Origin of the sequence: Nonomuraea sp. NPDC049486 (genome assembly GCF_040676925.1) — a bacterium.
Taxonomy (GTDB): domain Bacteria; phylum Actinomycetota; class Actinomycetes; order Streptosporangiales; family Streptosporangiaceae; genus Nonomuraea; species Nonomuraea ferruginea.
Genome location: NZ_JBFAPV010000009.1, coordinates 347624 through 360444, shown reverse-complemented (window position 1 = coordinate 360444; position 12821 = coordinate 347624). Strand labels below are relative to the sequence as shown.

At 73.1% G+C, this 12821-nt stretch carries 8 protein-coding genes; 6 read left to right on the top strand and 2 right to left on the bottom strand.

The features are described from left to right. The first annotated feature begins 3 nt into the window (after positions 1–3). Positions 4–1014 (top strand): enolase C-terminal domain-like protein, encoded by a 1011-nt coding sequence (locus AB0K05_RS26775; RefSeq protein ID WP_219545380.1) that lies wholly within the window; start codon positions 4–6, stop codon positions 1012–1014. A 21-nt stretch (positions 1015–1035) separates the two neighbouring features. On the opposite strand, the gene AB0K05_RS26770 is transcribed toward AB0K05_RS26775, so the two are convergent. Continuing rightward, on the bottom strand, positions 1036–2541 hold the full coding sequence (locus AB0K05_RS26770) for an LCP family protein (protein WP_364232587.1): 1506 nt from the start codon (positions 2539–2541) through the stop codon (positions 1036–1038). Between the two features lie 142 nt (positions 2542–2683). On the opposite strand from AB0K05_RS26770, the gene AB0K05_RS26765 reads away from it, so the two are divergent. Continuing rightward, entirely contained in the window at positions 2684–3529 is an 846-nt protein-coding gene (locus tag AB0K05_RS26765) for an enoyl-CoA hydratase-related protein (protein ID WP_364232585.1), read from the top strand. 17 nt (positions 3530–3546) lie between these two features. Next, complete coding sequence (locus AB0K05_RS26760) at positions 3547–4473, top strand: alpha/beta hydrolase (protein WP_364232583.1); 927 nt, start codon at positions 3547–3549, stop codon at positions 4471–4473. Between the two features lie 19 nt (positions 4474–4492). Here the strand turns inward: AB0K05_RS26760 and AB0K05_RS26755 are convergent, their stop codons facing one another. Then, positions 4493–5983, bottom strand: coding sequence for a prolyl oligopeptidase family serine peptidase (locus AB0K05_RS26755; protein ID WP_364232581.1), 1491 nt, complete (start codon positions 5981–5983; stop codon positions 4493–4495). A gap of 106 nt (positions 5984–6089) precedes the next feature. On the opposite strand from AB0K05_RS26755, the gene AB0K05_RS26750 reads away from it, so the two are divergent. From AB0K05_RS26750 to AB0K05_RS26740, 3 genes are all read left to right on the top strand, one after another. Beyond that, positions 6090–7211 carry an exonuclease SbcCD subunit D gene (locus AB0K05_RS26750; RefSeq protein WP_148030540.1) on the top strand — a complete coding sequence of 374 codons (1122 nt, stop codon included), beginning with the start codon at positions 6090–6092 and terminating at the stop codon, positions 7209–7211. Continuing rightward, complete coding sequence (locus AB0K05_RS26745; RefSeq protein ID WP_364232577.1) at positions 7212–11063, top strand: SMC family ATPase; 3852 nt, start codon at positions 7212–7214, stop codon at positions 11061–11063. A gap of 195 nt (positions 11064–11258) precedes the next feature. After that, entirely contained in the window at positions 11259–12818 is a 1560-nt protein-coding gene (locus AB0K05_RS26740; RefSeq protein WP_364232650.1) for an OmpA family protein, read from the top strand. Positions 12819–12821 lie beyond the last annotated feature (3 nt).

The following is a 12821-nucleotide window of genomic DNA, read 5'->3' as shown; positions in this document are numbered from 1 at the left end:
CTCATGCCGCGAGTGCGGGAGCTGGAGGTGCTTCGTGTCGTGCTGCCCTACGGCAGGCGCACGGAGTGCCTGCTGGTGAAGCTGACCGACTACGGCGGCATGACCGGCTGGGGCGAGGCCGTCAGCCCTGCGCCCAAGTCCTGGTCCAGGCTGGAGGAGACGCTCGGGGCGGTGCTCATCGGCGTCGACTGGGAACACCCCGACAGCGTGCCCAGCGGTGACCCGGCCGTCGACATGGCCTGCTGGGACCTGTGGACCCGGATGCGCGGGGTGCCGCTCGCCGACGCGATCGGCGGCACCCGCACCTCGCTGATGGCGACCGTGCGGCTCACCCCCGACCTGTCGATAGAGAGCCTGGTGACGCGGGTCAACCAGCAGGTGTGCGCCGGCTACGGCCACGTGACGCTCGACGTGCGGCCCGGCTGGGACGTCGAGCCGGTCCGGGCCGTGCGCGCCGCCTACCCCGCGCTCACGCTCGCCGTCGACTGCGGCAACGCCTACACCGACGGCGGCCAGCTCGTCGCGCTCGACGCCTACGGGCTGGAGGTGATCGAGCGCCCCTTCCCGGCCGGCGACGTGTACGCGCACGCCGACCTGCAGGACCAGGTGAGCGCCTCGGTCGCGGTCGAGGTCCACCGCACCGCCGACCTCGACGACTACCTGACGCTGCGCGCGGCCAGGGTGCTGCTGCTGCGGCCGTCCGCCTTCCCGTCGATCAGCGAGACCCGCCGCGCCCACGACCGCGCGGTCGCGGCCGGGTGGGACATCCAGTGCGCGGGCGGTCAGGGCGCCGGGCTGGCCAGGGCGGCCACCGTCGCCGTCGGCAGCCTGCCGGGCTGCACGCTGCCGTGCGACGTGACGCAACCGCCGCGCAACAACCAGATCGTCACCCCGATCGTCGGCGCGAACGCGGGCGTCATCGCCGTCCCGTTCACCCAGCCCGGCCTCGGCCACACCGTCGACGAGACCCGGCTGCGCCGCCTGGCGAAGGACTACTTCACCTTCACCGGCTGAGCCGGATTCGGGGAGCGGGCGCTAGGCCTTGCCGCAGCCCGCCGAGAGGTCCGTGGCGGAGCTCTCGTCAGGGTCCGCGGTCTTCTTCGGCGTCTTCGAGGGCGACGGCGTGGCGGTGGCCGCGAGGGTGGCCGCAGAGGTGGCCTCGGGGGTGGCGTCCGGGGTGGCCTCGGGGGTGGCCTCGGAACTGGCCTCGGGGGTGGCCGAGGCCGCGACCGGCGCGGAGCCGGTGGACTCGCGGAGCGCCTTGCGGACGAGCTTGCGGATCTCCCGCCAGTCGGGGTCGTACGTCTTGATGAGCGGCGGCACGAACTGGACGCTGGTCGCCTTCGCGTCCTGCGCCTTCAGCGCGAGCGGCACCAGATGGGTCAGCATGTCGCGGGGGATGTCGGTCTCGACCAGGTCCTCGGTCGCCCCGGCGATCGCGGTGAACCTGGACAGCACCGTCGCCGGGTCCGCCTGGTGGAGCAGCGCGCTGATCACGCATCGCTGGCGGCCCATCCGGGTGTAGTCGTCGCTGTTGGTGCGGGAGCGGGCGTACCACATGGCGTCCGCGCCCTTCAGCCTGCGCGTGCCGGCCTTCACCAGGCCCTCGTTGTACTTGCCGAAGACCACGTCCTGCTCGACGGTGATGGTGACGCCGCCGATCGCGTCGATCAGCCGGGCGAACCCCCACATGTTGACCAGCGCGTACCAGTCGACCTCCAGCCCCAGCGTGTGGCCGATGGTCTCCATCAGCACCCCGGGGCCCTGGTCGCGCTTGCCGCCGAAGATCTCCGGGTGCGCGTCGGAGTACTCCCAGACGCTGTTGAGCAGGTCGCTGCGGCCGCCGGCGGCGTCGGCCGGCAGGCGGAAGCCGTCGGGGAAGCGCTCGGCCATCGGCGTGCCCGGCTTGAACCGCACGTTCTCCAGGTTGCGCGGCAGGCTGAACAGGACCGTGTTGCCCGTCTTCACGTCCACGCTGGCCAGGTGCATGCTGTCGGTGCGCACGCCCGGCCGGTGGTCGTCGGCGTCGCCGCCCAGCAGCAGGATGTTCACCCGCTCCCGGCCGGCCCACGGGTCCTCGGCCGGCACCGGCCGGTCGCCGTCGGCCTGCGGGTCCGTCCCGGGGTTCTTGAAGATGTGGTTGATCGTCTCCCGGCCCGTCCATGCGTACTGCGTGACCAGCGCGAACGGCGTGAGCACCGCGACGGCGAGCAGCCCGGCGAGCGCGCCGGTGACGATCTGCTCGGCCTGGCGCAGCAGGCCGGGCCGCAGCACCGTGAACGAGTGCACGATCAGGGTGAACCACGCGATGCCCAGCAGGCCCGCCGCGAAGGTGCCCAGCACCAGCGAGGTGTCGTCGACGAGCACCCCGGCCAGGGAGCCCAGGTCGGTGGTCAGCCAGAGGGCGAGGAGCCCGAGCAGGGCGGCGGCGTACACGCTGAGCAGCGTCAGGCCCGTCCTGCGCCACCCCGCCTTCAGGTGGGCGGCGCCGGGCGCCAGCGCAGCGAGCACCAGCCAGCCGACGAGCCGTAGCGCACCCACCCGAATCCTCCCCTGGAACACCAGATCACCGCTTCCCCGAAGTTCATCACATAGGCCCGAATCGAGGCGGCAGCCTACGGACAAAATACGAAATCCATGTTTATGAATGGATGAACATCTGTCACCGAATAAGATTCGGTCCATGGCGTTCACCGAGATCCAGTACGGCGTGGCCGACCAGGTCGCGACCATCACCCTGTATCGCCCCGACCGGCTCAACGCGTTCACGCTGACCATGCGCGCCGAGCTGATCGAGGCCTTCGACCTGGCCGACGCCGACGACGAGGTGCGCGCGGTGGTCGTCACCGGCGCGGGCCGGGCCTTCTGCGCGGGCGCCGACCTGAGCGGCGGCGGTGGCACGTTCGGCCGGGCCGGGCGCGAAGCCGAGCTGGTGAACGGCTATCCGCGTGATGGCGGCGGCACCGTCGCGCTGCGCGTCGCCCGATCGCTCAAGCCCGTCATCGCCGCGATCAACGGCGCCGCCGTCGGCGTCGGCCTCACGATGACGCTGCCGATGGACATCCGGCTGGCCGCCGACACCGCCAAGCTCGGGTTCGTCTTCGCCCGCCGCGGCATCGTGCCCGAGGCCGCCTCCAGCTGGTTCCTGCCCAGGATCGTCGGCATCGCGCAGGCCATGGAGTGGGCCGCCACCGGCAGGGTCTTCGGCGCCGCCGAAGCGCTGGAGGGCCGGCTGGTGTCACGCGTCTACCCGGGAGAGGAACTGCTGCCCGCCGCGTACGCGCTCGCCCGCGAGATCGCCGAGAACACCTCCGCGGTGTCGGTGGCCGCCGTGCGCAGGCTGATGTGGTCGGGGCTGTCGGCGTCCTCGCCGTGGGAGGCGCACGCGGCCGACTCCCGGCTGATGGCCGAGCTGGGCCCCGCCGCCGACGCGGCCGAGGGCGTCACCGCGTTCCTGGAGAAGCGGCCGCCCGCCTTCCCGATGTCCGTCGGCGAGGACCTCCCCCCGGGAGTGCCGTCGTGGCCGTGATCCGTATGGTGGCTGACATGTACGAGACGACCGTGCTCGCCATGCCGCCCGACTACGAGGGCGAGGTCGTGGCGACCCTGATCTCCAAGCGGACCGGATCGCGCCGGGCGGTGCTCTACATCCACGGCTTCACCGACTACTTCTTCCAGGACCACCTGGCCGACCACTACGTCGGGCACGGCATCGACTTCTACGCGCTCGACCTGCGCAAGTACGGCCGCTCGCTGCTGCCGCACCAGACCCGCGGCCTGGTGCGCAGCGTCACCGAGTACTTCCCGGAGATCGACGAGGCCGTCCGCCTGATCCGGCGCGACCACGACGAGCTGACCATCAACGCCCACTCCACCGGCGGGCTCATCGCCCCGCTCTGGGCCGACCGGGTCCGCGGCCGCGGCCTGGTGCAGGGGCTCGTGCTCAACAGCCCCTTCTTCGACCTCAACGTCTCCCGCCCGCTCCGCCTGGCCGCCGACCTGCTCAAGACCCCGCTCTCGTACGTGCTCAGGCCGCTCCCGCTCGGCTCCAGCCACGCCTACGGCCACAGCCTCCACCGCGACCACGGCGGCGAATGGCACTACGACCTGGAGCTGAAGCCGCTCGGCGGGTTCCCGGTGCACGCCACCTGGCTGGCCGCCATCCGGCGCGCCCAGCGCCGCCTGCAGTGCGGGCTGAAGGTGGACGTGCCCGTGCTCGTCCTCGCCGCCGGCAAGGGCCTCCGGGTACGGGACTTCGTACCGGAAGCACGCTCGGCCGACATCGTGCTCGACCCCGAGCACATGGCCCGCTGGGCGACCTCGCTCGGCCCGCACGTCACGTGCGTGCGCGTCGACGGCGGCGTGCACGACCTGGTGCTGTCGGCCGAGCCGGTGCGCAAGCAGGTGTTCGCCGAGCTCGACCGCTGGATGGCCACCTATGTCGAGTCGCGTCCAGCGGCCGGGCTGACGTAGTCCGCGCCGATGCGGTCCCCTACCAGGGGAACGAGAACAGCCCGTAGTAGGCCGCCGCGACCAGCAGCAGGCCGGTGCCGCCCAGCACGCCCGCGATCGCCACGTGCTGCCAGCGGCTCGGCCGCATGCCCTCGCGCAGGCCCGACACCACCGCGGCCACCGCGGTGACCTCCTGGATGAGCATCAGCACCGCCAGCACCCGCACCACGAGCCAGCCCGCCAGCACCGCCGGCCAGGCCCCCGCCTGGTTGATGCTGAACAGCACCAGCAGCATGATGAACGCCACCACCGACAGCAGCAGGCCGAGACCGGTCCACACCATCTTGGCCAGCCTGCGCCTGATCGGCGGCCACAGCCCGGCGTTCAGCTCCGGGATGTGATGCCGGCCGCGCAGCCGTACCACCATCGCCGCGACCGGGCCCGCCACGTAGCCGACGGCGGCCAGGCAGATCGTCAGCCCCAGCATCGTGCCGCCCGCGTACCACGGCGCGGCCGGCACGTCGGCCGCCTGGAACCGCTGCACCGGCGTCGCCCCCGCGACGTGCGCCGCGGGCCGGGCGGTGGCCGGCAGGCCGAGGATCCAGTTGGCGAGCGTGTCGAGGTAACCGGCGGTGAAGTCGCCGCCGCGCACCCGCATCGCGTGGTCGCCCTCGGCCATGAAGCGGATCGTGTAGCGGTCGTTCCCGGCCGCCTTCATGCCGCGCAGCAGGGCGTCCGTCGACTCCACGAACGGGATCGACGGGTCGGTGGTGCCGTAGAAGGCCAGCACCGGCTGCTCGATCCGGTCCAGCGCGGGCTGCGCGTCGTAGCGCAGGAAGTCGAAGCCGACCGCGCCCATCGCCCTGGTCAGCAGGTCGCGCACACCCACCGGGGCGCGCAGCCGCAGCAACTGCTCGTTCAGAGCCCAGGCGACCTGCCGCAGCGGCGAGACGTTCGGCGACGAGACCAGCACCACGAACCCGACGCTCGCGCTCTTGGCCGCGGCGATCGGCACCACCCAGCCGCCCTCGCTGACGCCCCAGACGCCGACCCGGACCGGGTCGACGTCGGAGCGGGTGCGCAGATACTCGACCATGCGCAGCGCGTCGTCCGCGAGCAGCGAGAAGTCGCGGTCGCGGAAGTTGTAGCCGACCGTCCGCTTGTCGAACGCCAGTGTCACCACGCCCGACCGGGACAGGAACTCCGCCTGCGGCGTGAACTCCGTCCGCGACCCGTTGCCGGAGCCCGACACGAACACCATCGCCGGGTAGCGGCCCGGCTTCACCGGAAATCGGACCGTTCCGTGGAGCGTCTGCCCTTCGGCCCGGACCGAGATCTCCTCCTCCCGGAAGTCGGAGACCCTCGCCACCGGGCGCAGCTCCGCGGGGGGCTGGGGAGGCAGCGATTGTAATGCGACATCGGCCTTGAGCGGCGGCGGGTCGAACGCGGGCGGCAGAATGTACCCGACGGACGCCAGAGCCACCAGCAACAGACCGGCGGCAACGCTCAGAATGCCACGGCCAGTCCGCATCGGCCTCCCCATGTGCGTTGGTTTGCCCGTCGATCTTTCAGCTTACTCCCAGCTCATGTGGCGCAGGGGGCCGCATTTGTCAGCGGGACCTGTTAGCTTCCTGCGAATGCGGATCCTGCACACCTCCGACTGGCACCTGGGCCGCTCGTTCCACCGCGAGAGCCTGCTCGACGGGCAGGCGGCGTTCGTCGACCACCTGGTGGAGACCGTGCGGGCCGAGCGGGTCGACGTCGTGCTCGTCGCCGGTGACGTCTACGACCGGGCGCTGCCGCCGGTCGACGCCGTCGCGCTGTGCAACGAGGCGCTGCGCCGCCTGCGGGAGGCGGGCGCGCGCACGATCCTGATCAGCGGCAACCACGACTCGGCGCGCCGGCTCGGCTTCGGCGCCGCCCTGATCGAGGCGTCGGGCGTCCACCTCCGCACCGACCCCGCCCAGGCGTGGGAGCCCGTGGTGATCGACGACGTCGCCTTCTACGGCATCCCCTACCTGGAGCCCGAGCTGGTCCGCCGCCCCTGGGAGCTGACCGAGCGCAGCCACACCGCCGCGCTCACCCACGCCATGGACCGCGTCCGCGCCGACGCCGCCCGCCACCCCCGCTCGGTGGTGCTCGCGCACGCGTTCGTGACCGGGGGAGCGGCCAGCGACAGCGAGCGCGACATCAGCGTCGGCGGGGTCGCCCACGTCCCGCTGGCGGCCTTCGCCGGGGTCGACTACGTCGCGCTCGGCCATCTCCACGGCCGCCAGCGCATGTCCGAGACGGTCCGCTACTCCGGCTCCCCGCTGGCCTACTCGTTCTCCGAGGCGGGGCAGCTCAAGGGGTCCTGGCTGGTGACGCTCGGCCCGGGGAAGGAGGCCGCGGCGGAGTTCGTGCCCGCGCCGGTGCCGCGCCCCGTCGGCCGCCTCTCGGGCCGGCTCGACGACCTGCTCACCTCGCCCCGGTACGAGAACGTCGAGGATCACTGGCTGCAGGTCGTCCTCACCGACCCCGTACGGCCGCGCGCCGCCATGGACCGGTTACGCGCCCGCTTCCCCCACACGCTGGCCCTGTCCTTCGAGCCGGAAGGCGAGCGGGCCGCGCCCGCGCCGGCCAGGCTGCACGGGCGGCCGGAGGCGGAGGTCGCGCTCGACTTCGTCCGCGAGGTGCGCGGCGAGCCTGCCACACGCGAAGAGCAAGAGCTGCTAAGACGGGCCATCGAGGAGTCGAGGGTGAAGGAGACGATGGCGTAGATGCGGCCGCACCGGCTCTCGCTGACGGCGTTCGGGTCCTTTCCCCGGCCCGAGACGGTCGACTTCGACGCCTTGACCGAATCGGGGCTGTTCCTCGTGCACGGGCCGACGGGGGCGGGCAAGACCACCGTCCTCGACGCCCTCTGCTTCGCCCTCTACGGGCAGGTGCCCGGCCAGCGCAACAGCGCCCGCAGCCTGCGCTGCGACCACGCCCCGCCCGGGGCGGGGCCGTCCGTGACGCTCGAGGTGAGCATCCGGGGCCGCTTACTCCGCATCCACCGCTCCCCGGCCTGGCAGCGGCCCAAGCTCCGCGGCACCGGCTACACCGAGGAGAAGGCCAAGGTCATCGTCGAGGAGCGGCGCGGCTCCGGCTGGGTCGGGCTGACCACCCGCGCCGACGAGGCGGGCGACCTGGTGGGCGGGCTGCTGGGGATGAACGCCGACCAGTTCTGCCAGGTGGCGATGCTGCCGCAGGGCGACTTCGCGCGCTTCCTGCGCGCCGACGGGCTGGAGCGCCGCAAACTGCTGGAACGGCTGTTCACCGTCAAGATCTTCACCCAGGCCGAGGCGTGGCTGGCCGAGCACCGCAAGCAGGCGTTCCGGTCTCAGCAGGAGCTGCGCCAGCAGGTGGAGTACGCCGTCCACCGAGTCGCCGAAGCCGCCGGCCCCGCCCTCCTCCACCCCACCCCTCCGGAGCCCACCCCCGCCCCTGCCGGCCTTCAGCCCACCTCGACAGGGACCACTTCCACCCAGAACCCGGTCGGCCTCCCGTCCGTCCCGACGGAGACCACTCCTGTCGCTGACTCCGCCGACTTTCACTCCATCCCGACGGAGACCGACCCCGCCGGGTTCCACCTCACCTCGGCGGAGAACGCGACCGGTTCCACTCCGCCGGGCGTCAGGTCCGTTCCGACGGAGAGGGCCGCTTCGCCGGAGGCCGGTGCCGCTCCTGAGCCGCCTGCTCCGGAGGAAGACCCCGTGTCCTGGGCGGGTCTTCTGCTGAAGGCCGCCGAGGCCGCCGTCTCCCGCGGCGCCGACGACCAGGCCGAGGCCGAGGAGGCGTGGCGCGCCGCGACCGGGCGGTTCGACCGGGCGTCCGCTCTCGCCGAACGGCAGCGCCGCCACGCCGAGGCCCTGACCCTGCGCCGCACCCTCGACGAGCGGGCCGAGGAACGCGCCGAGCTTCAGGCCATCCTCGACGACGCCCACCGCGCCGGCTCCGTCGTCCCGCTCATCGCCGCCGCCCGCCAGCGCACGGAAGCCGCGGCCAAGGCCCGCGCCCTCGCCGCCGACGCCCTGGCCCGCGCGCGGCCGATCCTCCTCCGTACCCCCGGGGGCCTCGACGAGCCGTCGGAAAGGGACGTCGCCGTGGCCGGGTGGGTGGCTCCCGAGCGGCTCGCCGTCCTCGAAAGGGAACGCCGGAGCGAGATCGCCCGCCTGTCCGAGCTGCTCACCGAGGAAGCACGGCTGCTCGTCGTACGGCGGGACCTCGGCCGGGTGGAGGAGGAGCTGACCGCTCTCGGACGCGAGGACGAGCAGGTGGGTGAGCGGCTGGCCGCCCTGCCGGCGCTCATCGAGGAGGGCGAGCGGAGGCTGGCCGGGGCGCGCGCCGCCGCCGCCCGGATCCCGGCGGTCGAGGCCGTACGAGAGGTCGCGGCCCGCCTGATCGAGACCGATCGGGAGCTCGCCCGGCTGGCCACCGAGCTGGAGGCGCTGGGGGAGCAGGAGGCGGAGGTCGCGGCCGCCGAGGCGGAGCTGCCCGAGCGGGTCGCCGAGGCCGCCGCCCGGCTGGCGGAGGTACGCGCCGAGGCGGCGGGCATCCCGGCGGCGGCCGCCGCCCTGGACTCGGCCCGCATGACGCTCGACCAGGCCCGCCGCCGCGACGCGCTCGCCGCCGAGCTGGAAGACGCCCGGGCCGTGCACCAGGAGGTCGTCGACCGGGCACAGAACCTGCGCGAGCGCTGGCTCGACATCCGCCAGGCCCGCATCGACGGGATGGCCGCCGAGCTGGCCCGCGACCTCGCCGACGGGCGGCCGTGCACGGTCTGCGGCTCCGACCACCACCCGCACCCGGCGTCCCCGGCGCCCAGCGCGCCCTCACCGGACGACGAACTCGACGCCGAGCGCGAGCACGAGGCGGCGGTCGCCGAGCGCGAGTCCGCCGAGCGGGTGCTCGCTTCCCTGGACTCCCGCCACGCCGACGCCGCGGCCGCCACGGCGGGGCTGACCGTCGAGGACGCCGAGGCCGGGGTGGAGGAAGCCGAACGGGAGCTGACCCGCCTCCGCGAGGTCGCCGACCGCGAGCCGCGCCTGGCGGCCGAACTGGAGCGGGCGGAGGCGGAGCGCGAACAGGTCCGCGACCGCGCCCGCGAACTGGGCGAGACCCTGGCCGCCCACCGCACCCACACCGCCCACCTGCGAGCCGAACGCGCCCGCCTCCACACCCGCCTCACCCTGCGCGACGTCATCGAGAACGCCGCCCCACGTCACCTTGAGAACGCCACACAGCACCCGGACACCTCCGACGAGGCAAGAGGCCTCGATCAGGAGGACGTACGTGGGTTGGCGGACGGTGAGGAGGTCCGGCCGGAGGATGTGTGTGAGGCGTTGCGCCTGCTGGATCGGGAGGTCGCCCGGCTGCGGGAGGTCGCAGGGGAGGAAGGCGCGCTGGTCGCGGAGGTGACGCGGCGCGGGCGTGAGAGGGAGGCACTCCAGGAGGAGGCGCGGCGGGTGGCCACGAGGCTGGCCGCCGGCCGGACCCGCCAGGAGGAGCTGAGCGCCGATGCCGCCCGGCTGGGCGCCAGGCTGGACGAGGCGCGCGGCGACGACCCCACGATCACGGCCCGGCTGACCAGGCTCACCGACGAGGCCGAACTGCTGGGGGAGGCGCTGGAGGCGACCAGGGCGGCCGTGGCCGCGGAAGGCGAGCGGGTCACGGCACACGACGCCGCTCAGGAGGCGGCGCGTGAGGCCGGGTTCGCCGACACCGCCGACGCCTCGGCCGCCGCCAGGAGCGCCGCCGAGCTGGAGAGCAAGGCCGAGACGCTGCGCAGGCTGGACGACCAGCTCGCCGCCGTCACCGCCGTACTCGAGGACCCGGAGCTGATAGCGGCGGCCGCGGAGCCGGCGCCTGACCTGGCGCGGCTCTCTGCCGAGAGGGACGAGGCCGAGCGGGCCCGCACCGCCCTGGCCTCCGCCCGTGACCGGGCCGCCGCCAGGGCCGACCGGCTGGCCGAGCTGCGCGAGGAGCTGGCCGGATGCGTGGCCCGGTGGCGGCCCGCCGCCGAGCGCCACAAGCTGGCCGAGCAACTGGCCGCGCTGGCCGCCGGCACGTCCGGCGACAACCAGTGGAGCATGAGCCTGTCCTCCTACGTGCTCGGCGAACGCCTCCGCCAGGTCGTGGACGCCGCCAACGACCGCCTCGACCACATGTCCGGCGGGCGCTACCTGCTCCGCCACGACCTGGCCAAGACCGCCGGGTCCCGGTCGCGCTCCGGCGGCGGCCTGGGTCTCCGGGTGTTCGACGGGTGGACCGGGGTCGAGCGTGATCCGGCCACGCTGTCCGGCGGGGAGAGCTTCATCACCTCTCTGGCGCTGGCTCTCGGCCTGGCCGACGTGGTGACGGCCGAGGCGGGCGGCGCCGAGATCGGCACGCTCTTCGTCGACGAGGGGTTCGGCACCTTGGACGAGGACACCCTCGACGGCGTGCTCGACATCCTCGACGGCCTGCGTGACGGCGGCCGCGCGGTGGGCATCGTCAGCCACGTGGCCGAGCTGCGCTCGCGCATCCCCGCCCAGCTCAAGGTGACCAAGACCCGCACCGGCTCCACCCTGGCGGCGACCACCGGTTAGGCCCCGTTTCCGCGGATCACCGTACTCGCTGATCTGCGACGATGTGGCACGTGCGGAAACGCGGCAGGCCAGGTGGGGCGGCCTGGACCCCGCGAATACCGCCGAATGCGACGTAACGGCCCAGGCGGCTCCGTATACTCCCGCACGTCGTCGATCGGGAGGTCTGATCGTATGCGTGGCGCCGGGTTGACAGCCGTGCTCCTGGTCACCGCGGTCGCGGGATGCGGCGGTGCCCCCGAGCGGGCCGGCCCGCCGTCGCCCTCTCCCGCCGCCGCGTCGCCCACTGCGGTGTCGCCCTCCGCCGCGCCTTCGGCCTCCGTTTCCGGAGCCGGTTACGTGCGCGAGGGCCTGGTCGGGTTCCACGCGTCCAACCCGTTCCGGGTCGAGGTCCGTGCGGTCGAACGGCACGAGGAGCTGACCGTGCTGAGGATGGAGATCTCGACCACGGAGGACACCAAGACGCCAGGCGGGTTCGGGTACGACGGGCTCCCCGGACAGAGCGTCACCTTCGGCAGGTTCCGGCTGCTCGACCCCGTGGGCGGGAAGATGTACCTCACGCTGCGGGAGAAGTCCGGGGAGCGGGCGTTCGGCACCCGCCACGGCGACGGGTATCCCGAGGATTTCCAGCCGGGCGTGCGCTATCCGGTCGAGGTGTACTTCCCGCCGCTGCCCGGCGGCGTGAAGAGCGTCTCGCTCGTACCCGATCTGGCGATGGCCCCCACCACCGGCATCCCCGTCACCGACGGAGCCCCGCCGCCCGTGGCCAGGAAGCGCGGCGAGGGCGGGGAACACCAGTGGCCGGTGGTGCTCCCCGAGGGCGACCACTGGTCCGGGGTGTCCGGGCTGAACGAGCTGGTCGAGACCCCGGAGAAGACCACGTTCCAGGAAGGCGGCCAGGAGACCGTGGCGCTCCGTACCGACGTGCTCTTCGCCTTCGACAAGGCGACGCTGTCGGACAAGGCCGCGGCCATCCTGGACGAGGCCGTCGCGGAGACCCGCGAGCGCGCCGACCCGGACAAGCCGCCCATCCTCATCGAAGGGCACACGGACAGCAAGGGCGGCGGCACCTACAACCAGCGGCTGTCGGTCGAGCGTGCCGAGGCCGTCCGCGACTACCTGGTGGCCGAGCTCGGCGGTGACTACACGTACAAGGCCGAAGGCAAGGGCGAGAACGAGCCGATCGCCAGGAACGAGAAGCGGGACGGCGGCGACGACCCCGAGGGCCGGGCCCGCAACCGGCGGGTCGAGATCTCGTACACGATCAAGCGGGATCGGCCCGACGTCGCGGTCACCACGGGGACGGCGACGGACGTCAGGGGCTCCACCCGCGAGCCCGCCCCTTACCGGGCCGAGGCGGGGCCGGTCGTCGGTTCGCTGGAGTGGCCGCGCTCCGAGGGCCGGTTGCGGGTGGACTTCCACCCCTTCTACCGTGACGGGGCCTATCTGGTGGCGGTGTTCGACGTGGTGTCGGTGAAGGACCACTACATCCCGATACCCGACCCGTTCAAGGGGTTCGCCCACAACTTCTCGGCCGCGTCCGACTACGGCGCGTTCATCCTGGTGGATCCGGAGACCCAGGCGCGCTACCACCCGCTCAAGATGCACACCGAGTTCGTCGAGAACTCCTTGCTCGCCCTGGAGAAGGGTGAGGTCAACCGCTCGTACGCGTACTATCCGGCGCCCGCCGACGACGTCACGTCCATCACCCTGGAGGCGGCCGACCTGGGCGAGGTGAAGGACATCCCCGTGTCGTGACCG